This window comes from Gammaproteobacteria bacterium (assembly GCA_029881255.1).
Lineage (GTDB): Bacteria > Pseudomonadota > Gammaproteobacteria > S012-40 > S012-40 > JAOUMY01.
The window spans coordinates 62001-87281 of record JAOUMY010000011.1 but is presented as its reverse complement, the minus strand read 5'-3'; the positions used below and the strand labels follow the sequence as shown (position 1 = coordinate 87281).

23 protein-coding genes and 1 pseudogene are annotated in these 25281 nt (G+C 49.9%); 15 read left to right on the top strand and 9 right to left on the bottom strand.

Annotated elements, in window-relative coordinates; all coding sequences use genetic code 11:
- Positions 1 to 30: 30 nt before the first annotated feature.
- Together OEZ43_17410 and alr are read right to left on the bottom strand one after the other, a co-directional pair.
- Positions 31 to 384 (bottom strand): hypothetical protein, encoded by a 354-nt coding sequence (locus OEZ43_17410; protein MDH5547365.1) that lies wholly within the window; start codon positions 382 to 384, stop codon positions 31 to 33.
- Between the two features lie 186 nt (positions 385 to 570).
- A complete protein-coding gene (gene alr / locus OEZ43_17405) occupies positions 571 to 1791 on the bottom strand; it encodes an alanine racemase (GenBank protein MDH5547364.1) in 1221 nt (406 codons plus the stop codon).
- A 242-nt stretch (positions 1792 to 2033) separates the two neighbouring features.
- Here alr and OEZ43_17400 point away from each other — a divergent pair, with 242 nt between their 5' ends.
- From OEZ43_17400 to OEZ43_17360, 9 genes and pseudogenes are all read left to right on the top strand, one after another.
- Complete coding sequence (locus tag OEZ43_17400) at positions 2034 to 2678, top strand: phosphatidylserine decarboxylase (protein ID MDH5547363.1); 645 nt, start codon at positions 2034 to 2036, stop codon at positions 2676 to 2678.
- 20 nt (positions 2679 to 2698) lie between these two features.
- On the top strand, positions 2699 to 3475 hold the full coding sequence (gene pssA / locus OEZ43_17395) for a CDP-diacylglycerol--serine O-phosphatidyltransferase (protein MDH5547362.1): 777 nt from the start codon (positions 2699 to 2701) through the stop codon (positions 3473 to 3475).
- 125 nt (positions 3476 to 3600) lie between these two features.
- Complete coding sequence (locus OEZ43_17390) at positions 3601 to 5145, top strand: 2-isopropylmalate synthase (GenBank protein ID MDH5547361.1); 1545 nt, start codon at positions 3601 to 3603, stop codon at positions 5143 to 5145.
- 13 nt (positions 5146 to 5158) lie between these two features.
- Positions 5159 to 5953 carry a uracil-DNA glycosylase gene (locus OEZ43_17385; protein MDH5547360.1) on the top strand — a complete coding sequence of 265 codons (795 nt, stop codon included), beginning with the start codon at positions 5159 to 5161 and terminating at the stop codon, positions 5951 to 5953.
- A complete protein-coding gene (rimI, locus tag OEZ43_17380; GenBank protein MDH5547359.1) occupies positions 5950 to 6411 on the top strand; it encodes a ribosomal protein S18-alanine N-acetyltransferase in 462 nt (153 codons plus the stop codon). The genes OEZ43_17385 and rimI overlap by 4 nt, the downstream gene beginning before the upstream one ends.
- A gap of 32 nt (positions 6412 to 6443) precedes the next feature.
- A pseudogene (locus tag OEZ43_17375) lies at positions 6444 to 6848 on the top strand (mobile mystery protein B).
- Positions 6849 to 6996: 148 nt separating this feature from the next.
- Positions 6997 to 8583 (top strand): peptide chain release factor 3, encoded by a 1587-nt coding sequence (locus OEZ43_17370; protein ID MDH5547358.1) that lies wholly within the window; start codon positions 6997 to 6999, stop codon positions 8581 to 8583.
- Between the two features lie 21 nt (positions 8584 to 8604).
- Positions 8605 to 9366, top strand: coding sequence for a TatD family hydrolase (locus tag OEZ43_17365; protein MDH5547357.1), 762 nt, complete (start codon positions 8605 to 8607; stop codon positions 9364 to 9366).
- A gap of 398 nt (positions 9367 to 9764) precedes the next feature.
- Positions 9765 to 13820, top strand: coding sequence for an Ig-like domain-containing protein (locus OEZ43_17360; GenBank protein MDH5547356.1), 4056 nt, complete (start codon positions 9765 to 9767; stop codon positions 13818 to 13820).
- A gap of 76 nt (positions 13821 to 13896) precedes the next feature.
- On the opposite strand, the gene OEZ43_17355 is transcribed toward OEZ43_17360, so the two are convergent.
- From OEZ43_17355 to OEZ43_17335, 5 genes are all read right to left on the bottom strand, one after another.
- A complete protein-coding gene (locus tag OEZ43_17355; GenBank protein MDH5547355.1) occupies positions 13897 to 14229 on the bottom strand; it encodes a hypothetical protein in 333 nt (110 codons plus the stop codon).
- A gap of 1 nt (position 14230) precedes the next feature.
- A complete protein-coding gene (locus OEZ43_17350) occupies positions 14231 to 15004 on the bottom strand; it encodes an ABC transporter permease (protein ID MDH5547354.1) in 774 nt (257 codons plus the stop codon).
- Positions 15005 to 15014: 10 nt separating this feature from the next.
- Positions 15015 to 15968: an ABC transporter ATP-binding protein gene (locus OEZ43_17345; protein ID MDH5547353.1), complete on the bottom strand. Its 954-nt coding sequence runs from the start codon at positions 15966 to 15968 to the stop codon at positions 15015 to 15017.
- Positions 15969 to 16022: 54 nt separating this feature from the next.
- Positions 16023 to 16733 carry a ComF family protein gene (locus OEZ43_17340; GenBank protein ID MDH5547352.1) on the bottom strand — a complete coding sequence of 237 codons (711 nt, stop codon included), beginning with the start codon at positions 16731 to 16733 and terminating at the stop codon, positions 16023 to 16025.
- A gap of 76 nt (positions 16734 to 16809) precedes the next feature.
- On the bottom strand, positions 16810 to 18453 hold the full coding sequence (locus tag OEZ43_17335; protein ID MDH5547351.1) for a sulfotransferase: 1644 nt from the start codon (positions 18451 to 18453) through the stop codon (positions 16810 to 16812).
- 203 nt (positions 18454 to 18656) lie between these two features.
- On the opposite strand from OEZ43_17335, the gene bioB reads away from it, so the two are divergent.
- The 6 genes from bioB (at position 18657) to OEZ43_17305 (ending at position 23740) form a co-directional block, all read left to right on the top strand.
- Entirely contained in the window at positions 18657 to 19727 is a 1071-nt protein-coding gene (gene bioB / locus OEZ43_17330) for a biotin synthase BioB (GenBank protein ID MDH5547350.1), read from the top strand.
- A gap of 5 nt (positions 19728 to 19732) precedes the next feature.
- Positions 19733 to 20884: an 8-amino-7-oxononanoate synthase gene (gene bioF / locus OEZ43_17325; GenBank protein ID MDH5547349.1), complete on the top strand. Its 1152-nt coding sequence runs from the start codon at positions 19733 to 19735 to the stop codon at positions 20882 to 20884.
- Positions 20881 to 21651 (top strand): pimeloyl-ACP methyl ester esterase BioH, encoded by a 771-nt coding sequence (gene bioH, locus OEZ43_17320; GenBank protein MDH5547348.1) that lies wholly within the window; start codon positions 20881 to 20883, stop codon positions 21649 to 21651. Before bioF ends, bioH begins: the two co-directional genes overlap by 4 nt.
- Positions 21652 to 21653: 2 nt before the next feature.
- Positions 21654 to 22517 (top strand): malonyl-ACP O-methyltransferase BioC, encoded by an 864-nt coding sequence (gene bioC, locus OEZ43_17315; GenBank protein MDH5547347.1) that lies wholly within the window; start codon positions 21654 to 21656, stop codon positions 22515 to 22517.
- Between the two features lie 6 nt (positions 22518 to 22523).
- Positions 22524 to 23225 carry a dethiobiotin synthase gene (gene bioD, locus OEZ43_17310; protein MDH5547346.1) on the top strand — a complete coding sequence of 234 codons (702 nt, stop codon included), beginning with the start codon at positions 22524 to 22526 and terminating at the stop codon, positions 23223 to 23225.
- Between the two features lie 131 nt (positions 23226 to 23356).
- Complete coding sequence (locus tag OEZ43_17305; GenBank protein MDH5547345.1) at positions 23357 to 23740, top strand: hypothetical protein; 384 nt, start codon at positions 23357 to 23359, stop codon at positions 23738 to 23740.
- 49 nt (positions 23741 to 23789) lie between these two features.
- Here OEZ43_17305 and OEZ43_17300 read toward each other — a convergent pair whose 3' ends face one another.
- Both OEZ43_17300 and rpoH read right to left on the bottom strand, forming a co-directional pair.
- The gene (locus OEZ43_17300) at positions 23790 to 24206 is read right to left on the bottom strand and encodes a hypothetical protein (GenBank protein ID MDH5547344.1); all 417 of its coding nucleotides are present in this window, start codon (positions 24204 to 24206) and stop codon (positions 23790 to 23792) included.
- 198 nt (positions 24207 to 24404) lie between these two features.
- On the bottom strand, positions 24405 to 25235 hold the full coding sequence (gene rpoH / locus OEZ43_17295) for an RNA polymerase sigma factor RpoH (protein ID MDH5547343.1): 831 nt from the start codon (positions 25233 to 25235) through the stop codon (positions 24405 to 24407).
- Positions 25236 to 25281: the final 46 nt, after the last annotated feature.

Here is a 25281-nt window from a genome sequence, read left to right as displayed (position 1 = left end):
GCTTAGAAATATCGATCGATATCCCTTTCGTTACTTGTCCAAGCGCCTGTCTATAAGGTAAACCTCAGCCTGGCTCATTGAGCATTCTTCGCTTGATACATCGTTAAACGTTATCAGTGAAAATTTCTTGCCAGACTTCTCCTGATAAGCCACCAAGTGGACTTGTTGGAATACATTGTGTTCTTTTTTCTCTGAAGCGAGTCGACTAACCGTCGTGCGAGAAAAATCTATTTTGTCATTAGATGTAATACCGGCATTTTTAAGATGAACAAATGCCATACTGGCAGGGTAGTTCTCTATTCCCGTGCAATCGGGCATTGCTATATTTTGTGCAAAAATTGGCGGTGTGAAAAGTATCAAAAAGATCGTCAATATCGTTCGCATTATTATTTCACCACCTTGAGAGATTTATCTGCATTGTTCGATATCTTCATTCGTGTCGAATAACTCATAATGATACATCCTTCCGATGCGGTGCCGGGATTCGAAATACTGTCACCGTGGATGAGAAATGCGGTCTGTCCAAGCGACCATTTAATATATTTACATCTGTCCACGGGGAAGTACGACTTATTTCAAAAACCGTGGATTGGCATAACCCACATTCATAAAGAACTCACCATAAAAAGTATATGAAGAGGCCATCAATTCATTCATCGATATCGACTCTTGGCCTTGTTCTCCCAAGAGCACGACCTCATCCCCTGGTTTGATATTGCTGCCGGTGACATCGACCATCACGGTATTCATGGTGATCTTGCCAACTATCGGAAAACGTTTCCCGTTAATCAACACCTGCGCGCGATTGGAAAATGAGCGGTTATAGCCGTCGCTATATCCCAAAGGCAGATTGGCCAGCTGTGAATCCCGTTGCAGGGTGAAGGTGCGGTCGTAGACGACGGTGTCGCCTTTTTTGTAATTGTGTACGCTGCCTACCGTCGTCTTCATCGACATTACGGGTTTTACTTTTTTCAGATGCGAGGCGTTCATGCCATATAACATCGAACCCACGCGCACCATGTCGAGATGAGTTTCCGGTACACGCGTGGTGGCAAAGGTGTTGGCGCAATGCAGGGTGATGTTTTTTCGATCCAGTTTGCCCTGGCGCATTATCCAGTCCGCATCTAGTTTGAATTGCGCCAGACCTTTTTTGATGGCATCCGTCTCTTCGTCGGGAAAGTGGGTCATGATGCCGGTGATGTTGATATGCGGTAGTTTCAGAATTTCCAATGCATCTTTTTTACCGATATCGGTATCGATCTCCAGACCATTGCGACTCATGCCGGCAGAATTCAGATTAAAATGGATGCGTATATCACGCTGATGTTTATTGCCGAGTTGTGACAAGGCTTTTATCTGGGTCAGGCTGCCAGACATTTCTTCGATGTCTAGCGCGAGCCCTTCTTCGATTTCTTTCATTGAAGCAATGCGTATGCGAATTATCTTTCCCTGATACCCCTGTAGTCTTGCGCTTCGCGCCTCAGAATTATTGGCGACGCAGATTCTATCGATGCCCAGTTTCATGACGGAATGTATCAGCAAGGAGACCCCATGCCCATAGGCATCGGACTTCATTACTGCGCATATCGCGGTGTCGTGATTGAGCACGTCTTTTCGCAGAATTTGTAAATTATTCTCAAACCCCGCGGCATCGATTTCCAGCCAGGTATTGGCATCATGCTGTTGTACCAGTGTGTTGTCGACTGTAGCGGTTTGCGCCTGGCTGATCGGCAGGCCGAGACCAAGCAATATGGCGATGGTAATAGCGGATTTCTTGAATTGAATATTCATGGTGTTCCCCGTCCCTGTATTGGCGATTATTTTGTCTTCCCTGTGCCGATACCGAAGTATCAGTTTGTGACTTACATTATCGAATCTCAAATCGGAAAAACAGTGTTAAATTGATTTTTTGCTATCCTAATGATGGTATTGAGGTTCGGTGCTTATCAGGGATTATCCAGCTTGGGCTATTTTCTATAGAGTCGACTCGGGGTATAGTGTCGCGCGCATTTGTTGCTTGATTGGAGGCAGTGGTGGCGGCTCGACATCCTATGGTTGCCCGCGAAGGCTGGCGGTTTATATTCATAGTCGCGGCGGTGGCTGCTGCGGTGGTGTATTTCGTCCATTATCTGTACGCATTGCCGCTTATTGTCTTATTAGTCGCACTGTTTTACCTCTATCGCGATCCTCCTCGCAAATCGCCCCCCTTACCTCTGGCCGTCATCTGTCCTGTCGATGGATACGTCACTAGTGTTGATAATGCGCAAGACCCCTGGCTTAAACGCGATGCAAAACGCATTAGCATCAGCATGTCGCGCTCTGGAGTGTATTCCATCCGTAGTCCGATTGAAGGCAAGGTAATGGAACAATGGAACCCAGATTTGTCAGGTGGTTTTCACGCCTCCTGGATACAGACGGACGAAAAAGACGACGTCGTATTTGGAATTGAAACACGCGGTCCACGTGGACCGGAATGTTATGTGCAACCCGGAGAGCGCATTGGTCAGGGCCATCGTTGCGGTTTTTTCTTTCCCGGAACCTCGGTCGATGTCTATTTGCCGCTTAACACGCGTATCGAAATTGAGGCCGGGCGTCGTGTTGCATCCGGTGTTACGGTGATCGCCACGTTGATACACAATTCCGCTGCTTCGATCATAGAAGGGCAGCCAAACACGTAATTCAGGTGTAGAATACGCGCATGGAAAAAAACCTCTCGCAGAAACCGCGTCGTCGCGGGATTTATCTGTTACCTAATCTGTTTACCACCGGCTGTCTATTTGGTGGTTTCTTCGCCATTATCTACGCTATTAAAGGTGAGTTCGCGATAGCCGCGAGTGCAATCTTTGTCGCTATGGTGCTCGACGGTCTCGATGGGCGCGTGGCACGCATGACCAATACGCAAAGTGAGTTTGGCGTTCAATACGACAGTCTTGCGGACATGGTGTCCTTTGGCTTGGCGCCGGGTCTGGTGATGTATTTATGGGCCTTACAGGACCTGGGTAAGCTGGGCTGGCTGGGCGCTTTTATCTTTACCGCCGGCGCGGCCTTGCGTCTGGCGCGTTTCAATACCCAGGCGGCGAGTAGTGACAAACGCTTTTTCCAGGGTCTTCCCAGTCCGTCGGCGGCGGCATTGGTTGCTGGTGCTGTTTGGGTGGGCGCTGACTATGGCATCTCCGGCAGCGAAGTCCCCTTTCTGTCCTGGGTGATTACGGTGCTGGGTGGTGTGTTAATGGTAAGCAATTTCCGTTATTACAGCTTCAAAGAGTTCGACGTCAGAGGACGCGTACCCTTTGTGACCATGCTGCTGGTAGTGCTGGTGTTCGTGTTTGTCTCGCTTGGCCCTCCACAAGTTCTGTTCTTAATATTCCTGGCGTTTGTCTTTTCGGGTCCGGTGATGACTATGATATTGTTACGCAAGAAACGGCTTGAGCGCCGCCAAGGTAACAATGAAGAAGAACACCACGATCATTCCTGAGCGTGTACGCGACGCTCTGATTCGTCCTTTCTTCTAATTGTCCTGCCCTAAAGGGTTTCGGTTTGCGTATGTATTGCGCGGCCGTATCCATCGGTATTCATGATATACAGAGTATTGGGTGATTTATGAGCAACAAATTAATCATATTTGACACCACTTTGCGCGATGGTGAGCAAAGTCCGGGCGCCTCCATGACCAGAGATGAGAAGGTCAGGATAGCCAAGGCCCTGGAACGTATGCGTGTTGATGTGATTGAGGCCGGTTTTCCGATTGCCAGCCCCGGGGACTTCGAGTCGGTCAAGGCCGTTGCCGATGTGGTGAAAGACAGCACCGTGTGTGGATTGGCGCGGGCGCTGGATAAAGACATCGACCGTGCCGGTGAGGCGTTGAAAGGCGCGAATAGCGCGCGCATTCATACCTTTATCGCCACCTCACCTATCCATATGCAGATGAAGCTGCGTATGTCGCCGGATCAGGTGGTGGAACAGGCGGTCAAGGCCGTCAAACGTGCGCGAAAATACACGGACAATGTAGAGTTTTCTCCTGAAGATGCAGGTCGATCCGAGATCGATTTTCTATGCCGCATACTCGAAGCCGTGATCGACGCAGGCGCGACTACCCTTAATATTCCCGATACCGTCGGATATGCCATGCCCGAACAATTCGGCAATACCATACGCGCACTGCGCGAGCGTATACCCAATGCGGACAAGGCGGTGTTCTCCGTACATTGCCACAATGATTTAGGTCTGGCGGTCGCCAATTCTTTGGCTGCGGTTGCCAATGGCGCGCGCCAGGTCGAGTGCACGATTAACGGTCTGGGTGAGCGTGCCGGTAACGCCTCTCTCGAAGAAGTGGTGATGGCCGTGCGTACCCGCAGCGATTTCTTCGATTGCGAAACTCAAATTGATACCACCCACATCGTGCCTACCTCACGACTGGTTTCCAGTATCACCGGTTTTGCGGTGCAACCGAATAAGGCTATTGTTGGGGCCAACGCCTTTGCTCACGAGTCTGGCATCCATCAGGACGGCGTGCTCAAGAGTCGCGAGACCTATGAAATCATGCGTGCCGAAGACGTAGGTTGGTCGGCCAATCGCATGGTGTTGGGTAAGCATTCTGGACGCAATGCCTTCAAGACGCGTATGCAGGAATTGGGCATGAGCTTTGTTTCGGAAGAAGAGCTCAACCAGGTGTTCGCGCGCTTTAAAGATCTGGCTGATAAAAAACACGATATCTATGACGAGGATTTACAGGCGCTGGTTACCGAAGCGGATATCGAATCGGTCAACGAAACTGTCAAACTCGTATCCCTCAAAGTCTGTTCTGAGACTGGTGAAACACCGAATGCAGTAATCACCTTGCGCGTCAATGACCAGGAGCATATCGGCGAGTCGACAGGCGGTGGACCGGTAGACGCTGCGTTTCGCGCAATTGAAACTATTGTCCACAGTGAAACCGAGTTGCAACTGTATAACGTCAACGCCATTACCAGCGGAACAGACGCGCAAGGCGAGGTCACTGTCAGACTGGAGAAGGCCGGGCGTATCGTGAATGGTCAGGGTGCGGACACGGATATTGTTATTGCTTCGGCCAAGGCTTATATCCATGCCTTGAATAAACTGATTAACCCGGAAGACAAGGCGCATCCGCAACTGGGTGATGTGTAGTACCACAACGAAAATGAGTGAAACACGGCGACAACAATATCTGCAGGCCATGGGCATTCCTACTTGGGAGGCACGTCCCGGTTTTTTTTCGGCAGACGCGTGGCCGACGCAAGCGTTGCCAGAAAGTCCTGCCGAGCAAATTGTCGAGCAAACACTGTCGCCTGTCGCAGCGTTAGTGTCGGAGGAAATTGAAATCGTCGATATTCCTGCGCCAGAAAAAAGCATTCCCGAACCGGAAATACAAATCACACCTGCCTGGGATTGGAATTCTTTGCAACAGGAGGTTGCGCAATGTTCCGCGTGTGAATTGTCGCAGAGTCGTACCCATACGGTTTTTGGCGTCGGCGATGTGCAGGCCAAACTGATGGTCATCGGCGAAGCACCAGGCAAGGATGAAGATCAACAGGGTGAACCCTTTGTCGGACGCGCCGGACAATTGCTCAACGAAATGCTTTTCGCCATCGGTCTGCAACGTGAGCAGGTATTTATCGCCAATATCCTCAAGTGCCGTCCGCCCAATAATCGCGACCCGCGCCCGGAAGAAGTGGTGAAATGTGAGTCCTTTCTCAAGCGCCAGATAGAATGGGTCAAGCCGAAAATCATTCTGTCCGTAGGCGGAATTTCGGCGCAAAACCTGCTCAAAACAGATGAAAAAGTCGGTAGGCTGCGCGGACAGGTTCACAAATACGAAAATATTCCTCTGGTAGTGACTTATCATCCGGCCTATTTGTTGCGTTCTCCTCTTGAAAAACGTCGCGCCTGGGACGATCTCAAGTTGGCGATGCAGGTTTTTAAGGGGCAGCAATGAGCGCGGTACTGGAAAGTCAACGACATTTCCGCGACATGGCGGAAGAAGACGTGCCAAGCGTTATGGCCTTGGAGCGTAAGGGGCATGCCTTTCCGTGGACGGAAGGGATATTCCGCGACTGCATCCGCGTAGGCTATGTATGCACAGTTCTGGAAGAACAAGGCGCAATAATCGCCTACGGTGTCATGTCTATCGCCGCGGGTGAGGCTCATGTGTTTAACGTTTGCGTCGATCCTGGACGCCGCAATAAAGGGCTCGGTGGCGAGGTCATGGAATACCTGATAGAAAAGGCCCGCCGGCGCAATGCGAACAGTATTTTCCTCGAAGTTCGACCATCTAATGAAGCAGCCGTCGCTCTCTACGATCGACTCGGCTTCAATCAAATCGGCAATCGCAAAGACTATTATCCCGACGTTGGCGGGCGCGAGGACGCGTTGATTTTCGCCAGGGATTTGTAGTCGTCGTCTCTAAGCGCTGCTCATACTTTTGTGAGTTACATACTCGACTATTTGGTGATGTCTGGAAATGGGCTGGGAATTTTCGTCGGACGGAAAAGAATATAGGTGTAGATCCTGTTCAGATTGCTATCCAGCTTCGACAGCTTTTGGAAGATACTCGTTTCTGGATTGAAAACGATACCTATCCGCCGAAAGAGCTAGCGGCTAGGTTTCATCACAGGCTTGTTTATATCCAACCCTTCCCGAATGGAAATGGACGTCATGCACGTGTCATGGCCGATGCAGTTTTGAACAAACTTCTGGGTGAGCCAGCAATAGAATGGGCTGGTGGATACAGGCTGGAAGATATGAATGAGCGGAGAACTCAGTATATCGCTGCTCTTAGAGCGGCCGATGGGCATAATTTTGCGGCACTACTCGAGTTTGTAGGAGCTTAACTTTTTATGGAGCTTGCTCCATAAGTTATAATGCACTTTTTATACGCCTGTTTGCTTGTTTTAAGGTGGTAATTCTGCTGGGAAAACAGTAAATCAGGTAGAACTGGTTTGTGTGCATATTTATGTACACACTGAAGGAATTGAGAATATGAAAAACGGCCCATTGGCTGATCAAATCAGGCGTCGGAGAACCTTTGCGATTATCTCCCACCCCGATGCCGGTAAAACCACGATTACTGAAAAACTGCTCTTGTACGGAGGTGCGATTCAGCTCGCCGGTACTGTAAAAGGGCGTAAGGCCGCGCGGCATGCGACTTCGGACTGGATGGCCATGGAGCAGGAGCGTGGTATCTCGGTAACCTCTTCGGTGATGCAGTTCCCCTATAAAGACGCCATTGTGAATCTGCTCGATACACCGGGTCACGAAGATTTCTCGGAAGATACCTACCGAACCCTCACGGCGGTGGATTCGGCCTTGATGGTGATCGACTCGGCCAAGGGCGTCGAGGACCGGACCATTAAACTGATGGAGGTGTGTCGATTGCGCACCACGCCGATTATCAGTTTCATCAACAAGCTTGACCGTGAAGGCCGTGACCCAATCGAGTTGCTGGATGAAATCGAAAATGTATTAAAGATTCGTTGTGCGCCTATGACCTGGCCGATTGGCATGGGCAAATCCTTTCGTGGCGTTTTTCATTTATATAATGACGCGATCCATATTTTTAGCGCGACGCATGGCGGCAAGATACAGGAAGGCGAAGTCATCGAAGGTCTGAACAATCCGCGTCTGGACGAATTGTTCGGTATGCAGATTGCCGAATTCCGCGAAGAAATCGAGTTAGTGCGCGGCGCCTCACACGAATATGATCATGAGGCTTTTCTGCGTGGCGAGTTGTCGCCAGTGTATTTTGGATCGGCGATCAATAATTTTGGTGTGAAAGAATTGCTTGACGCGATATGCCAATATGCACCGCCGCCTCAGGCGCGTGAAACCGATGCACGTACAGTCGAACCAAGTGACGAGAAATTCAGTGGATTCGTGTTTAAAATTCAAGCGAATATGGACCCCAATCACCGCGACCGCGTGGCCTTTTTACGTGTGTGTTCCGGTAGGTATGAAAAAGGCAAAAAGGTTCATCACGTGCGCATCGGTAAAGATGTGTTGATTGCTAATGCGATTACCTTTATGGCACAGGAACGCGAGCATGTGGAAGAGGCCTTCCCAGGCGATATTATTGGTCTGCATAATCACGGCACGATAAAAATCGGCGACACCTTTACCGAAGGCGAGAAGATTAAATTTACGGGCATTCCAAACTTCGCGCCAGAGCTGTTTCGTCGCGCACGCTTGCGTGATCCACTAAAAAGCAAACAATTGATAAAAGGTCTGGAGCAGTTGAGTGAAGAAGGGGCAACGCAATTGTTCAAACCCGTCAACAATAACGATTTGATCCTCGGCGCGGTAGGTATACTGCAATTCGATGTGGTCGCGGAACGTCTCAAAACCGAATACAAAGTGGATTGTCTGTTTGAGCCGGTCAATGTCGCTACAGCACGTTGGGTTTACTGTGACGATGACAAGAAACTCGAAGAGTTCAAACGCAAGGCGGCCGACAATCTGGCGATTGATGGCGGCGGTGATCTGACCTATATCGCCCCGACGCGTGTTAATCTCAATCTCACCGAAGAGCGTTGGCCGGATATACGCTTTGCAGCGACACGCGAACACTAAACACACCCTATCAACTAGGCTATGGAATATTTCGATACCCATTGTCACCTTGATTGTCCCGAGTTCGATCACGATCGCGAGCAAGTCATCGCCAATTGTGATCGGCTCGGTGTCACCCATCTGTTGATACCGGCAATTGCGGCATCGAATTGGGATGATGTATTAAAAACAGCAGCCCTCAAAGAGAGTTACTATCCTGCCTTGGGTATGCATCCCGTTTATATCGAAGACCATATTCCGCAACATCTCGAACAACTGGAAGACTATGTTGAGCGTTTCAAACCAGTCGCTATCGGGGAAATCGGTTTGGATTTTTTTGTCAACGGTTTAGACCGTGCACGACAACTCGCGATGTTCGAAGCGCAACTCGATTTAGCAAAGCGCAAGGATTTGCCCGTGGTTTTACACGTGCGCAAGGCCCATGACGACGTGTTGAAATTGTTGCGACGCAAGAAATTGCGCGGCGGTTTTGTGCATGCCTTTAGCGGTAGTGAACAACAGGCGCAACAATATATCGACCTGGGGTTTCTGCTCGGCTTTGGTGGAACCCTGAGTTACGATCGGGCGCAAAAGCTGCGCCGACTTGTTACAACATTGCCACTTGAGCATATCGCGTTTGAAACGGACGCACCCGATATTGCCCCTGCAAATCACCGAGGCGAGCGCAACAGTCCGGAGTACCTGACTGATACAGTACAGCTTGTTGCTAATCTGCGAGGTGTTTCCATCGATGAGCTGTTGGAAACCACCAATCAAAATGTAAAAAATTTACTCCGAGTGTAGAGTCGCGAAGTAAAAAGGATGTGCTTTGTAGTGTTTCTTCCGGCACACTCAATTTCATATAGTTCGTACGAACTAATCTGTAATTCCGTTTATAACAGAAGCGGTTGTCAGTAGTGTATCTGGTTAGTGAGCGCACATTTGCGGCTTAAAAAAGTTAGGCAGCTATTTTTTTGTGTAAAACATGAATAAAAATACGTGAATATTTACGAAAATTTCCTGTTTCACCATCCATAAGGCTTATCAAGAAAACTCATCAAAGCGTCGATATCACGCAGTACCACCAGCCTGAAAGCTGGTTTTTGTACTTCCTGGTGCTCGAGGTGGAGGTTTGTATCGAGAGTATCTATTCAAGCCGTATTAATTCGAATTAAAGCAGTATCTATTAGGAGAAATTACCGATGGCAATTAGACGATCAGGTCTGATAACAGTTAGTGCGCTAGCATTATTGCTTAGCGCGAGTGGCTGTTCAGATCTATTTGGTGATGGGGGAGTTGGTGAGCCCGCCGTGACCAAGATTTCAGGTAAGGTAACATTGTCGAGCATCGTCGATAGTGTTGCTGCGAAGCCTGGAGTTGCGGCACATTTGGCGAACAATGCTTCAGCCCGTCAGATTGAAGTAGCTAAGGCCAAAGCAATGGCAGCGGCTAAAGCAAAAATGAATCAGGCTCGTTCAAAGGGGCAACTAGCCAACGAGAGTAGTGCGCCGACAAATCACAGCGGTCCTGTGTTGACACCAACACTAAAGGTATTACAAGACATCGGTCTCGCAATGCGTTCCGGTGAGTTGTCGTTTGCCACTGTGCAACTATACGATGCGGATCATCCAGAAAATCTGGATCCAATCGCGCAGGCCTTGACAGACGCGACCGGTGCTTACACCTTGGACAAGACGATTGACGGACAGGAAATTCCTACCGGTCACTACACCTTGTTCGCAAGTAAGTTTGATGCGAATACCGGTGAGCTTTATGTTGCAGTACAAACAATAATCAAAAAGATGGCAGGTGATGTGACAGGGAATGACCTTGTCGCACAGGATAGCGATGCATTACCAGAAGTCGAAACCGTTATAGGTCTCAGTGTTAACAATGACGGTACTTTTGGTGGCGCTGATGTCTCATTGCCACAGAACGTCGATATCCCCGTAACCTTTAATATGTCTATCGCACGCGGTACTGTGCAAAACATCAAAGTGACGGATAGTGCGGGAACAGAAGTAGATGGTAGCTGGCGTGTTTCGCCTGACTTGTTGTCTGCGTATTTCAATCCGACAGCGAATCTGACTCAGGGTAGCGAGTATACTGTTGAGTTCCCCGGTGGTTCGGCTGCCTCAACGTTAAACAACGTTTATGGCAAATCTTTGGAAGAAACTGTCACGGCAACTTTTACCGCTTCGGCAGTTGATACAACCGCGCCAAATGCATCGCCAATTATCGACTTCGATAAAAACGCGGCGCCTATTACGCTTTCCATTCGCTTTGGTGTTGATGAACCTATCGATACCAATACTGCATTAGTGAAAGTGTTACAAGGCAGCAGTTTGGGTGACCGTCCTGGTATCCAGTATGTTGGCAAAAACGCGGAAAAGAGCCCGTCTTATCCATATATCTACCAGATCGTACCTACTGAGGCCTTGCAACTGGGTTCCAGCTACAAGCTGGAAATTACTGGCGGTAAAGACCTTGCTGGTTTAGAAATGGGTAAAGTGGAATTTTCTTTCACGATGGAATCCACATCTGCTGGTTTTAATGCCGACGATACAGCGGATGAAATCACTGCCAAGTCTGGCGTTAAAGACGTTCTTGGTAAGTGGATTTACGCCATGGATGACCGCAATGTTACCTTGTTGAGCTCATACATGACCGGTGACTTCTACTGGGTTAACGGCGAAGGTGATGATGAAAACGATATCAACCGTGATGGTCGTTTGAGTCTGGTGGAGTTCCAGGGCATGTTGAATCAATTCTTCACCATGATCGAGCGTTGCGACATGAGCATCACTGGTGATGTGGTGAGTGATATTGCTTTGGCTGACACAGACGCCAATGGCAAGCCTGATAAAGCGGTAATGTCTTTCGAACTTAAGTTCGAATCGACCAATACCTTGATCGCAGAATGTGGTCAGATGGCTTCCGAAGGACCTGGCATACTCACAACTGAGTTGAAGAAGATCAACGGTGGTTGGTTGATGACGCGCGGTGCTGATGGTGAAACTTTGCCTGACTCTATCGCAGCGTTGAAGAAGATCGATCTGCTAAAACCTGCTAACGAAACCAAGTTACCTGAACCAGCTGCGGGTGAAACACTCGCGCCAGTATTTACCTGGACAGCGCCCAAGAATGCCGCTGACGTATCGTCTTACGCCGTTGTGGTCGTAGACGGACGTATGCGTGGTCATGGTTGGGTTGGTCTGGTTAATGGTGCAGGTCATGTTGCCGGAGATGAAATCTCACTCAAGTTTTCTGCAAACGCAGGTAAATTTGGTGACGTACTGGTTCTGGAAAATGCCGAAGCCTTCGGTATCTGGAACAGAATGGAAGGCTTGGTCACAGGCGGTAAGTATCGCTGGGCAGTGGTTGCCTATGGCAGCAAGACAGCGGATGACTTCGTTGTTGGTGGCGAAGGCTTAGCGGCTGATGTTATCGCATCCAGTGATCCGTTTAAACTGGGTGTAGGCGGTGTTTTCCAGGAGCTAGGCGTCAAAGTAACAGACACGAACAATGTTGAATTCCAGTTCAGTCCAGCCTTTGAAGGCTTTGATGTTGGTAGCGCAGGCCAGGTCAAGATCAAGGTTAAATCTCCTGATATATCAGTGACTGATCTGATGGTTGAGACCTATGGTTTCCGTCCACAACATCAGCAGGCGGTGTTCACCGATAATCCAGATGGAACTGCAACAAAAGTTGCTGGTGTGTCTATCGACCTGTCCAAGGGGCATAACTGGATCCGTGTTTGTGCTACTGACACCATGCCAGCGCCTGGCGCAGGTCAACCAAACTGTAGATTACAGAAAGAGTTTGCGGTTATGACCTCGGGCGGTCTCCCACCGCTGATCTCCTTCACTAGCATTTACGCAGTCGATGCAACTGGTGCAGAAACGGTGGTAACACCAAACAGCTGGGGTGATGTTGAAGCGCTGACGGCAGTTAAGCTTAAAGTAAGCGGTAATGTTGATCCTGCGGCAATCGGTGCGGCAGATCCTGCAATGCCATTTGGTGTCGCCTACGAAAACTGGGCTGAAGGCGGTCGCGATCACGGTGTTGTTACGCTCAATGAAACTACAGGTAATTTCACTGCCGAAGTGCTTGTATTCAAAGGTTGGAACGGTGTTGAATTCCACGATTTCAACTGGATGAACTTCAACCGCATCGGTGTACACACTGAAGCAGGAAGCACCTACGTTCCACCTATCGCAATCACTTCCGTGATGAACGGTGCAACAGCAGCAACACAGTTGCGTATGGATACATGGGAAGCGGTCTATGATGCAGGTACTGCTACGTCGGTAACTGTGAACGGCTCTATTGCAGGTCTACTGCAAAATGGTCGTACTGTTGCCGATTTTCAAGCGGATTGGGGACACAATGTTGGAGAGTTTGGTGAGCAATGGGTTAGTACTTCTGGTGGCCCAATCACCTTGAACGCCGATGGAACTTTCAGTATTAGTGTTAATCCGTTGTACGATGGTATGAACAGCATTAACCTAAACATCGGGCAAAACGGCATGTGTGTTGGTGAATGCGCCGGTGCTTGGTATAGCGTTCGTATCTCAACTAGTAATCCTGCAAGCGTCTATACTCCAGATCACGTAATCACAAGTATCGATTACGGTGCGTCTACATTTACTCCAAATCCACCTGGACAGTGGTTTGACGTCAACGTGGCCGGTGCGTGTAGCATCGTTATCCACGGTAAGACGAAGAACAACTCCCAGGTTGAAGTTTGGTCCAATAACTGGAACCTGAACTACAACGAGTGGCATAGCAGCAACGATGTACCCAGTGTTATTACCATCGATCCTACTATGGATGGTCAAGGCTACTATGCATACTCTGCTACCGTTAACGTCTACAACGGCTCTAATGATATTGGTGCCAACGACGGTAACTGGATGTGGCAAGGTGGTATGGTGAACTCAACCTGTGCGGATGCGCCAGAAGTTCTCGTAGTGACCTCCATCAAGAACGGAACTACTGTTCTTGATAATCAGTACGGCGAAGTACAGGCGGGTTCTGCCAGCTCGATTACAGTTGCAGGTACTGCAGTAAAGAGCTCAACTGTGAGAGTCTGGGTAGGCGGTGACTATACTGGTCAGGAACTGACAACGACTGCTGATGCGAGTGGTAACTTCAGTCTGTCTATTCCTCTCTACAACGGCTGGAACTACATCTCCTTCGAAGATGGTAAGAACTGGTTCAACCTGAACGTGTTCACCACTGGTGGTACGCCGTAGTAAGCAGTACAACAAAAAGTAAAGTCAGCTTAGTCTGACAATACTGATTCAAGGGAGAGCTTCGGCTCTCCCTTTTTTATTTCAGTCTGTCCTGAATTTTTCCTGGTTTGGTATCGACGTCGTCGTGTTTCATCACCGCAATAATCGCACTAAATTCTGATTGCTTGGCAAAGCCGCCTTTGATCAAGCCAAACGAAATACGATTCAACAGAAAAAACATCACAAAGATGATGGGTGCCGTAATCATTTCGATGACAAAGAATATCGGTGGAAACTTGTCGACGAACATGGCGAAGGTAAAAAAATAAATCAGACAGATGACGCCTAATACTGAACCGAAGATCAGCTTGTAACGCAATTGCTTTTTCTGAATGGTTTCGATTTTTTCGATGACTGCTTCGTTGCTCATATCAGTTTCTAATCCCCACGCCGCGGTTGAGTAAAGACAGTGCCCAGATGAACAGGGCGATGTTGAATGCAATGATGATAACGAGTGCGGTCACGACGTCTACATCGGAGACGCCGATAATACCATAGCGAAAGGCATTGACCATATACAGTATCGGATTCGCCATAGAAACGGTTTGCCAGAATTCGGGTAAAAGATTGATGCTATAAAAAACACCGCCGAGATAGGTGAGTGGCGTCAGTATAAACGTCGGTACAATCGAGATATCATCGAAATTGTTCGCATAGATGGCATTAATAAATCCGGCTATGGCAAACATGCTCGATGTCAAAATAATTACCAGTGTCGTTAAGCCGTAATTTTGTATCGTAATGTCGGAAAAAATCAGCGAGACCAGAGTGACAACCAGGCCAACGACGGCACCGCGAGCCATGCCACCTGCTACATAACCGGTCAAAATGACATAGCTAGGTGTTGGCGAAACCAGCATCTCTTCCACATAGCGTTGAAACCTGGCACCAAAAAAAGACGACACTACGTTGGAATAGGAATTGGTAATCACCGCCATCAGGATCAATCCAGGTACGATGTATTCCATGTAGCGCACGCCACCCATATCGCCGATCTGTGAACCGATCAAACTGCCAAAGATAATAAAGTACAGCGTTGTGGTGATCGCCGGCGGAAGTATGGTTTGCACCCAGATGCGTACAAAACGCAAATACTCCTTAATCAGGATAGTCTTGAAGGCTTGGTATTGTTCGCTAAGTTTCATGTCTACGCCGTTATCTCTTTGTGGTCACAGTAGCCGACGTAGTTTGTTTTTCTTTCGCGTTTAACAGGCCAATAAACAATTCCTCCAGACGATTAACCTTATTGCGCAAGCTAATCACCTTGATATTTTTCGCGCTCAGTTGGGCGAAGGCCTGGTTTAAATCCTGCTCCTTGCGGACATCAATTTCTAAGGTGTGTGCGTCGATAACGCGCAATGGATAATCTTGTAGCGCCAAGTCTTTCGAAAAATCGCCTTCCGTATCCAACACGAACGTTTCTGTGTTCAGCTGTTTTAGCAAGGCCTTCATGGAGGTGTTATGCAGGATCTCACCCTGATCAATAATTCCGATGTTACGACACAGGCATTCCGCTTCTTCCAGATAGTGGGTGGTGAGTACGATAGTCGTACCTTCGCGATTAATACGCGTCAGATAATTCCACATGGACTTGCGGATCTCCACGTCGACCCCGGCGGTGGGTTCATCGAGTATGAGTAAGCGAGGTTGATGTACCAGTGCGCGCGCAATCATCAAACGTCGTTTCATACCACCGGAAAGATTGCGGCCAATTTCCCGGCGCTTGCCCCACAGGTCGAGTTCTTTTAGTAAAGACTCGGCGCGCTTGTAGGCCTCTTGGCGTGGGATACCATAATAACCCGCCTGGTTAACCAGAATTTCCTCGGCCGGTTCCCACACATTGAAGTTGAACTCCTGTGGCACCAGACCGATGCAGCTTTTAGCCTCGTTTTTTTGTGTGTCCAGGTCATAGCCGAATATTGACACCGAGCCGCCGCTCTTATTGACCAGCGAAGAAATAATACCGATGGTGGTGGATTTACCCGCACCGTTTGGGCCGAGCAAGGCAAAGAAATCCCCTGGCTGAACCTCAAGGTTAATACCTCTTAGGGCTTCAAAGCCGTTTTTATATGTCTTGCTCAGATTGTTGATGGCAATTGCAGCTGTCATAGCGTTACAGAATGGAAGCAGGGTGCGTAGTTTACCGGTTCGGGTGACAATTGCCTATGTCCGCGTTGCACGCGCGACCACCCAGGCATCCACTCGTTTGACGCCTTGTTGCTTGAGGCAGCGAGCCAACTCATTCAGCGTACTGCCGGTAGTCATCACATCGTCGATTAACACCGCATGGGCCTGTCTGATGGGTTTATCAATAATGAATGCATCTTTTAGATTGCTCAGGCGTTGCTCGCGCGCCAGTTCCGATTGCGGCTGTGTGTGGTGTTGGCGGCGGCACCTGTGGGTATCAATAGGCAGTCGCAACTGTCTGGCCACGGTTTTGGCGATCTCCAATGACTGGTTAAATCCACGAAAGCGCGTGCGCTTGGGGTGTAGTGGCACCGGGATAATCAAGCCCGGTAACTCGTCGCTGTCGATACCGATTTGCTGCACGATTTGATTACCTGCCCAAGTGGCGATGGCGAGACTCTGGCGGAACTTCAGTTTTTGTATCAGATGTTGCAGCGGATCACGGTAGTGAAACAAGACAACTACCTGGTCCAGGGCAGGCGGGGAATGCAAACATTGGCCACAGACCTCGTCTTGCACTGCTATGGGCTCGCCACAACGTTGGCAGCCGTGTAACAGGCGCGGTAAATCGTCCTCGCAAGCTTGGCACAATAACTGACGAAACGGCGTGGTGTCTGTGCACAAGATGCAACTGGAAGGCAAATGTTTATGTAAAGACCGTAGCTTGTGTGCGGTAAGTCGGATCACGTTGTTCTCATTTTTATTCGGCTTTGCGTGCACTATACCCGAGTGGGCAATCGACTGTGAAGAAGGTGCGGAAATCTTAGCCAGATGTGGCCTGGTGGTGAGTTTTGGGAAAATAGACGTCGTCTTCCAGTTGATCCATGTATGGACTTAGATATTGTTGATAATGTTGCCAGCGATTCAATGATGATTGGTATATAGGTTGTCTGGCTTGCCAGTGACTGGCGGTGTGGGGAACGCGGCTATTGGCCTTGTGATGTTGCAGACAGTTTTCTTCCCAGCTTAGTCCGGCGAAACCAATGATCTCGCGTGTTTTTTCCTCGGCCTGGGTAATCATGTCTTCGTAGCGCACTTCGAGTATGTTGGGGAAATATTCCTTCCAGAAACGCATGAATCGATTGTGCAGATTGTAATACGCCACCAGGCTATCCAGCCGGAATGCATATCGATTGCCATCGGTAAACGGCTGAAAGTAACAAGAGAGAATCACGTCGAGCGGGTGTCGGCGTGTATAGATGATGCGCGCCTTGGGAAACAGAATTTTGATCAAACCGATGTTTAGAAAATTTGGCGGCATTTTGTCAACAAAGCGTAGGCAATTGTTAGACGTTTTTCGAACCATCTCCAGATAGAACGCCGCCATACGGGATACACCCTGGGGACCGAGGCGTATTAACTCGTCTTCCATGTTTATCCATTTATTGATGTCACTACCGGCCTGCGCATAAAAGGCCTCGCGTATCTCCTTGCGTTCCCCTCCAGGGTAAACCTGGCTATGACTGGATAAAATTTGTTCCACCAGCGTAGAACCGGAGCGCGGCATGCCGAGCACAAACAACGGTATTTCACTGTCAGACGAACCGGGTGCAAGCGAGGCGACAAGTTTGTTATCGAATTTGTGTGCGATGTTTTGATAGCGCTGTTCGATGATGCTGCACTCATCGGTCCACTCGCTACTGTCGTTGGCGATGCGATAACACCCAAAGGCGCGCTCGTATTCACCCAGGTCGTCAAACATTTTTCCCAAGGCAAATCCGAGATAAACGCGCGTCGTGTCGTTCGTGTCAGGGGATTGTATTTTTTCTACGTAGTAGTCGGTTTCTTGCCACGCCTGTTTGAAACGCTGTAAAGACGTGAGCATATTGAAGACGCGGTATTGATCGCGGTCGATTGTCAGGACTTGTTTGGCGTATTGCAGGGCTAGTTCATCGTCACCGCGCTTCGCAGAGCAATCGATGAGCATTTTCAGACTTTCCAATTCATTTGAATCGAGTTCGACGACTTGTCGCAATACGCTCGCGCTTTTCTCAAACAGTCCGAGACGAAAATAGACTTTGCCGATATTTTTCAGTACATCGATTTTGTTGGGCTTGCGCGCCAATAAACGCTCGGCCACTGCCAGTATTGTTTTTCTATCTTGATAGTGTTCGATGTCCTCCAGGGACAAAAGTACGGCCAGAAAATTATTCTGTATGGCCTCGGCATCTGCTTGTTGCTGTAGAGCGAGGCGTAGATAATCCAGGGCTTGTTCCGTTTTGCCTTGTTGATGGAGTAACAATCCATAGTAGTGCAAGGTGTCGACATGCTTGGGATGACGCTCAAGCAATTGTCGATAATATCCTTCAGCGAGTTCGAGCTCTCCCTGCTGGTGGTGTTTCAATGCACGTTGCCAAAGTTCACTAGGCGTCAATGGGGGTTCCGGGTCGGGGTGATGGCTTTGCATATGTGTTACAGAATTTGTGCCGCTTCCTGGCTTGGGTTGGTGAAAACAACCCTGAATCGAACAAGGAGAACGAAGAGGTGGAACGGGTGGATAGGTTAATTATTAACCATTGGTAAAGCGGTGCCTCAAGTCCAGGTTGACAGCTGCCGCTAATGATCTAAACTCTGCGCCAGAACTCCCCTGAAATGCATAGGAAGATGAATATGTTAGAGGACACCGTCTATACCCGTATCGATGAAATCACCCAGCGCGTCCTGAAGGGCGGCGAGATGAGCGCCGAAGAGGGTGTGTGGATGATGAAACTGGATGACAGCTATGTCCCATGGTTAATGGCCGGTGCCGATCGCATACGCAAGACCTACCGCGGCAATGAAATCGAGGTATGCGCGATCTCCAACGTACGTTCGGGTAATTGCTCCGAAAACTGTTCCTTCTGTTCGCAAAGCGGTCACCACAAGACCGAGGCGCCGGTGTATAACTATATCCCCGAGCAGACCTTGCTAGAGCAGGCTGAGCGCGCGCGCAGCTGGGGTGCGAGTGATATCGGTATCGTCTCCAAGGGTTGGGGCGTACGCTCGAAAAAAGAACGTGAACAACTCAAATCCTATCTCGGCACTTTGAAAGACAAGAGCGATATAGGCCGCTGCGCCAGTCTGGGTGTGCTCGATCGTGATACCGCGGAGATGCTCAAGGAATCAGGTCTGGAAAACTATCACCACAATCTTGAATGTGCCGAGAGTTTCTTTGACGAGGTGTGTACGACGCATACCTATCAGGAAAACATCGACACGATTAAGCACGCCGTTGATGCCGGTTTGCGCGTGTGTGCTGGCGGCATTCTGGGTATGGGTGAAACCATTGAGCAACGAGTGGAGTTGGCCGACACCTTGCGCAAACTCGGCGTAGAGTCGGTGCCGATGAATTTTCTTAATCCCGCCAAAGGAACGCCTTTCGCCGATCGTCAGCCGCTGAAGCCGTATGAAATCCTGCGTGCGATTGCCACTTATCGTTATTTATTGCCCAAGGCCGAAATTCGTATCGCCGGTGGTCGCGGTTTTCTTGGCGATATGCAGTCGATGATATTTATGGCTGGCGCCTCGGGCGTGATGATAGGCGACTACCTCACCACCCAGGGACGTTCGGTGCACGACGATCTCAAGATGATCGACGATCTCAAACTGGATGTGCGCGGTGATACACAGCAGCGACGTGATCGCACGGCCGCGCTGGCATCGACATCTGTACCGGCACAGCCCATCAATTTCGTTAACTAGTTACCATGCGCGATATTCGCGCCGCTTTGCAGGCGCGTCGGGAACAATCGCTGTATCGACAGCGTCGCGTTGTCACGTCTCCACAAGGAGCCGAGATCGTCGTCGATGGTCAGCGTCTGATCAATTTCGCCAGTAACGATTATTTAGGTTTAGCCAATCACCCCGAGGTTGTCGCGGCCTTCCACAAAGGTGCGGAACAATACGGCGTCGGCAGTGGCGCGGCGCACCTGATCTGTGGTCACAGCCATGCCCATCACGCCCTCGAAGAAGAACTTGCCGCAGCCACCGGACGCGAGCGCGCCTTGCTGTTTAGCACCGGCTATATGGCGAATATCGGCGCGATCACCGCCTTGCTCGGACGAAAATCCCTGGTGTTAGAGGACAAGCTCAACCACGCCTCTTTGATCGACGGCGGTTTATATAGCGAAGCGCGCTTTCGGCGTTACCAGCATGCCGCCATGTCCAGCCTCTCAACAGAATTGGCCAATGCCGAGGAAAGTGACAAGCTGATTGTCACCGATGCAGTGTTCAGTATGGACGGTGATATCGCACCCTTGCCGGATATCGTCGAACTCGCGCATCAACATAACGCCGATGTGATGATCGACGATGCCCACGGTTTTGGCGTGCTAGGTGAAAATGGTTCTGGTACCGCGAATCACTTCGGTCTTGATCAGCAACAGGTGTCGGTTTACATGGCAACCTTGGGTAAGGCCATCGGCAGTTTTGGTGCCTTTATCGCAGGCAGCACCGACCTGATTGAATACCTCATTAACGAGGCGCGCACCTATGTCTACACCACGGCACTACCGCCAGCGGTCGCGGAGGCGACACGAGCGGCATTGCGTATTGCGCAACAGGACAATAGCAGACGAGAACAATTGCAGGCGTTGATCTCTCGCTTCCGACAAGGTGCACAGCAATTGGGTTTACAACTCATGCCATCGCAAACACCTATTCAACCCGTTGTGCTTGGTGAGGCATCTGATTGCCTGGCCATGGGTGAAAAATTAAAACAGCGCGGTTTATTGGTCGGCGTAGTACGTCCACCGACTGTGCCACAAGGCACGGCCCGTCTGCGCATCACCCTCACGGCAGCACACAGTGAAAACCATATTGATCAGCTCTTGTCGGCGCTTGAGGCGGCGCGGGTATGAGTGTGTTTGTCGAAATGACCGGCACGGGTGATCCGTTAGTCCTGGTACACGGCTGGGGGCTAAACGCGAGTGTATGGCAGCCACTTGTTCAGCGTCTCGCCGATCACTTCGAACTACACATGCTAGACCTGCCCGGTCATGGACGCAGTCCCTTGGAAGGCAATGATTTCAGCCTGGCTTCGCTTGCCGAGGCAGTCCTGCCGCACCTACCTCAACGCGCGCACTGGTTGGGCTGGTCTATGGGCGGACTACTCGCACAATACGTCGCCGTCGAACACGCGCAACGCTTAGACAAACTGGTGTTGGTCGCCACCAATGCCCAGTATGTACGAGACGATCACTGGCCAACCGCCATGCAGGCAGAGGTGCTAGGGCAGTTCGCCCAAGGACTGGCCAAAGACTACAAGGCGACACTCAAACGTTTTCTGGCGATACAGGCCCTGGGCTCGGATGACGCACGTCAGATTTCGAGAGAACTGGGTAGACATATGGAAGCCCATGGTTACCCCGATCTACACGCACTGGAAGGCGGACTGGCCTTGCTCAATAACACCCGGCTCGTCGACCAGCTGCCCATGATTACCCAGGCTTGCCTGATACTCGCGGGTCGGCTCGATACACTCGCACCGCCGAGCGCTGCGCTCGAAATGGCTGAGCGTATGCCGCACGCCAGCGCCTATATTTTTGAACACGGCGCGCATGCGCCTTTTATCTCTCACCCGGATGAATTTTGCCAAAGGGTGCGAACGTTTTTGCAAAGTAGTTAGACATGACAGATATCGATAAGAAATGGATACGCAATAGTTTTGATCACGCGGCCAACCACTACGATGCCGCCGCGGTGTTGCAGCGCGAAGTCGCCGATCGTCTAGACGAAAGACTCGACGTCATACTCTATGAACCCAAGGTCATACTCGATATTGGCTCAGGCACCGGATACAGCGCCGATTTGCTGCGCAAACGCTATCCGAAGGCGCGCGTAATCGAATTGGACATTGCCCACTCAATGTTAAAAATTTCGCGTCATAAAAAAAGCTGGCTAAAACGCTGGCGCGGGAACTATCAGTACTTGTGTGCCGATGCGGAGGCCTTGCCCCTGGCCGATCAAAGCGTCGATATGGTTTTCTCCAGTCTGGCCTTCCAGTGGTGCCGTAGCTTTGGCGGTCTGTTCGAGGAAATTCGCCGTGTGCTGACTCCTACGGGTTTGCTGATGTTCGCCTATCTCGGGCCTGACACGCTCAAAGAATTACGTCTGTCCTGGGCGGCGGTAGATAAAACGCGGCATGTGGTGGAATTCGTCGATATGCATGACGTCGGTGATGACTTGCTCAGGGCGCAAATGGTCAATCCGGTGATGGATATGGAGTACCTCACGCTCACCTATGGCGATGTGCGAGAACTCATGCAAGATCTCAAAAGACTCGGTTCACGCAATGCCATGTCGGGTCGCCAAAAAGGACTGACCGGCAAGCGGAAGCTGTCTGGAATGATTCAAGCATATGAGCAATACCGTCGAAACAATGTTATACCCGCGACGTATGAGGTGGTTTACGGGCATGCCTGGGCACCGGAGCGGGTGTTCGATAACACAAAAAATGATTTTCCTATTCCAGTAAAACTAACCACGAAATAAGAGCTTATGTCACACGGATATTTCATTACAGGAACAGATACCAATATCGGCAAGTCGATTGTAGCGGCATCACTCATACATGCGATGGCGCAACGTGGCCTGAAGGTGGCGGGTATGAAACCAGTATCGACTGGCTGTTTTGAGACCGAAAACGGCCTCAGAAACGAAGACGCCGAGCTGATGATGAAGTATTCCAACGTGGAACTGAGCTATGAGACCGTGAATCCCTATGCCTATTTGCCACCGGTCTCACCCCATCTGGCGGCGAAAAAGGTCGGGCAGCGCATAGAACTGGACAAAATTACACGTATATTCAGCGGTATTAGTCAGGTTTCTGATTGCGTTATCGTCGAAGGTGTCGGCGGGTGGTTAGTGCCTTTGAATGATACAGAGACGGTAGAAGACTTGGCAGTGGCCATGCAACTGCCCTTGATCGTGGTCATTGGTACCCGTTTGGGCTGTATCAATCACGCGATGTTGACCATCGATCGCATTCAGAAGACTGGTCTCGAAGTGGCCGGCTGGGTGGCCAATATCATGGATCGGAATATCGACTATTTACCTGATGTTATTGATAGTTTACGCCTACGCATCAGTGCCCCCCTCGTTGGCATTATCCCCCCCTATCGCATGATTAATCCCGAACGTGCTGCGGATCACCTCAGTATCCAACGCATACTGGAAGATTCGAGCCTTTTAGCGGTTTAAATCCGGAATAACTCTGGTTTGTCACCTGGTTTTTAGGCGTTGTGTGAGCCGCATCACACACTGAACGCTAATCATTTCACCGTAATTATACGATTAATAAGGGTATGTCGTAATAATACGGGGGGTTGCGTATGAAACGGGACGGTGGTTCGATCAGCATAGTGGAAGTGTTAATGATAATTATGGTGATGGCCTTGGTAGCTGCGGTTGCGCTGCCCCGCCTCACTTCCATGCAGCGCGATTCGGTGCTGGCCAAAGAATCCACAGATATGGTGAAGAGCAGTTATGCAGCGGCTATCGCCGATCTGCTGACGTTTCCCAATGGTCAGGAATTGAAGGAATATGTGGATGCATCTAAGGTCAGTAATAATGATAACGGTGATGGACTCAACTTTGATGTAGAGTCTACGCGCATGGCAGTTGTTACCTATTCGGATACGGATTGCACCGTGAAAACATCATCACTCTATGAGCCCATCCGCTGTGTGGGTGATGTCGTCGTCATCGACGATTGATTTGCCTTCCTTGCTGAAACAAAAAACCGGCATCAAAGGCCGGTTTTTTTTAATACATATCTTCTTTTTCCAGTTCTCGCTGTTTTTCCTCGATGCGTTTCTGCGCCGCCGCCAGAGATTCCTGGTCTGGCCAGACATCGATATTGCTACTGTCTTCGAAATAGGCGTCAGCGAACTTTCGGGTAAATAATTCGACATCGGCATTTTTGCCGCGCATTTCCTGTCGATCTATATATTTATACCATTCGTCGAGTATGGCGATGGTAATGGTGTCCGAGAGTTTCAGGACTTCGGCAATGACGTCACGCCACTTGCTTGATTTGGTTTTGAATACGGACTGGAGATCGAGCTCATCCAGAATTTTTTTCTGTTTGCGTTCCAGCTCGCCCAGGACGTCAAGCACATACTTTTCAAAAAAGAGTAGTACTGGTCTGTCCTTGTAGCGAGGGTGCTCGAGTAAATCCATGCTAACCAGTCCCTGCCTTTGATTCGGTTTCGAGACTCTACCGAATTCTTTGGGGCAGTACAAGCTGGCAGGCTCACGGAATCAAAAACTGTGTGTGTTTGAATTGAACCGGCTATTTTGATCAGAGTTCGTTCGTTTTCGGTGTATTGGCCGAAAAAAAAGCCCGGCTTGCGGCCGGGCTTTTCTACTTGATTGTACTTAGACCGCCATAGCTGTTTTCAGTTTGCCGATGGCATTTTTCTCCAATTGACGGATGCGTTCAGCGGACACCTTATATTCGGCCGCCAGCTCATGCAGAGTCGCTTTATCATCTGTAAGCCAGCGTTTGTTGAGAATGTCTCGACTACGGTCGTCAAGTTTTTCCAAGGCCTCTGCCAGCTTATCCAGATTTTGACTTTGCCAGTCGTCCGCCTCATGGAGTCGTGCAGGATCCATGCTGCGATCTTCCAAGTATGCTGCTGGCGCAAAGGCTTTGTCTTCATCGTCGTCCATCGGGCCGTCGAATGAGGGATCAGAACTGCTCAGGCGCATTTCCATTTCTCTGACCTGCGCTGGGCTTACACCCAGATCATTAGCGACGGCGTGAACTTCATCGTTAGAAAACCATCCCAAGCGCTTTTTGGATTTACGCAGATTAAAAAACAATTTGCGTTGCGCCTTGGTCGTCGCCACTTTGACGATCTTCCAGTTACGCAGAATGAATTCGTGCATCTCGGCCTTGATCCAGTGCACAGCAAAGGAAATCAGGCGCACGCCCTGCTCGGGGTCGAAACGTTTGATGGCTTTCATCAGGCCGATATTACCTTCCTGAATCAGGTCTCCCTGGGGGAGTCCATATCCGGAATAACCACGGGCAATGTGTACGACAAAACGGAGTTGAGAAAGGATTAGCTGACGCGCAGCATCGAGATCGTTTTCATCGCGTAGGCGGCGCGCCAGATCGGCTTCTTCCTGTGCTTCCAGGACGGGGAATTGATTGACCTGGGCAATATAAGCTTCCAGATTCCCTTGCGGGGCCGCGATACTCATAGCGAGGCTATTTGTAGTCAAGGTCGTCTCCCTTGTAAGTCATTGA

What these genes read in the sequence shown, in the direction of transcription:
- OEZ43_17410 (MDH5547365.1), bottom strand. Translation starts at nt 384, where the DNA reads ATGCGAACGATATTGACGATCTTTTTGATACTTTTCACACCGCCAATT.
- alr (MDH5547364.1), bottom strand. Translation starts at nt 1,791, where the DNA reads ATGAATATTCAATTCAAGAAATCCGCTATTACCATCGCCATATTGCTT.
- pssA (MDH5547362.1), top strand. Translation starts at nt 2,699, where the DNA reads ATGGAAAAAAACCTCTCGCAGAAACCGCGTCGTCGCGGGATTTATCTG.
- OEZ43_17390 (MDH5547361.1), top strand. Translation starts at nt 3,601, where the DNA reads ATGAGCAACAAATTAATCATATTTGACACCACTTTGCGCGATGGTGAG.
- OEZ43_17385 (MDH5547360.1), top strand. Translation starts at nt 5,159, where the DNA reads ATGAGTGAAACACGGCGACAACAATATCTGCAGGCCATGGGCATTCCT.
- rimI (MDH5547359.1), top strand. Translation starts at nt 5,950, where the DNA reads ATGAGCGCGGTACTGGAAAGTCAACGACATTTCCGCGACATGGCGGAA.
- OEZ43_17370 (MDH5547358.1), top strand. Translation starts at nt 6,997, where the DNA reads ATGAAAAACGGCCCATTGGCTGATCAAATCAGGCGTCGGAGAACCTTT.
- OEZ43_17365 (MDH5547357.1), top strand. Translation starts at nt 8,605, where the DNA reads ATGGAATATTTCGATACCCATTGTCACCTTGATTGTCCCGAGTTCGAT.
- OEZ43_17360 (MDH5547356.1), top strand. Translation starts at nt 9,765, where the DNA reads ATGGCAATTAGACGATCAGGTCTGATAACAGTTAGTGCGCTAGCATTA.
- OEZ43_17355 (MDH5547355.1), bottom strand. Translation starts at nt 14,229, where the DNA reads ATGAGCAACGAAGCAGTCATCGAAAAAATCGAAACCATTCAGAAAAAG.
- OEZ43_17350 (MDH5547354.1), bottom strand. Translation starts at nt 15,004, where the DNA reads ATGAAACTTAGCGAACAATACCAAGCCTTCAAGACTATCCTGATTAAG.
- OEZ43_17345 (MDH5547353.1), bottom strand. Translation starts at nt 15,968, where the DNA reads ATGACAGCTGCAATTGCCATCAACAATCTGAGCAAGACATATAAAAAC.
- OEZ43_17335 (MDH5547351.1), bottom strand. Translation starts at nt 18,453, where the DNA reads ATGCAAAGCCATCACCCCGACCCGGAACCCCCATTGACGCCTAGTGAA.
- bioB (MDH5547350.1), top strand. Translation starts at nt 18,657, where the DNA reads ATGTTAGAGGACACCGTCTATACCCGTATCGATGAAATCACCCAGCGC.
- bioF (MDH5547349.1), top strand. Translation starts at nt 19,733, where the DNA reads ATGCGCGATATTCGCGCCGCTTTGCAGGCGCGTCGGGAACAATCGCTG.
- bioH (MDH5547348.1), top strand. Translation starts at nt 20,881, where the DNA reads ATGAGTGTGTTTGTCGAAATGACCGGCACGGGTGATCCGTTAGTCCTG.
- bioC (MDH5547347.1), top strand. Translation starts at nt 21,654, where the DNA reads ATGACAGATATCGATAAGAAATGGATACGCAATAGTTTTGATCACGCG.
- bioD (MDH5547346.1), top strand. Translation starts at nt 22,524, where the DNA reads ATGTCACACGGATATTTCATTACAGGAACAGATACCAATATCGGCAAG.
- OEZ43_17305 (MDH5547345.1), top strand. Translation starts at nt 23,357, where the DNA reads ATGAAACGGGACGGTGGTTCGATCAGCATAGTGGAAGTGTTAATGATA.
- OEZ43_17300 (MDH5547344.1), bottom strand. Translation starts at nt 24,206, where the DNA reads ATGGATTTACTCGAGCACCCTCGCTACAAGGACAGACCAGTACTACTC.
- rpoH (MDH5547343.1), bottom strand. Translation starts at nt 25,235, where the DNA reads ATGAGTATCGCGGCCCCGCAAGGGAATCTGGAAGCTTATATTGCCCAG.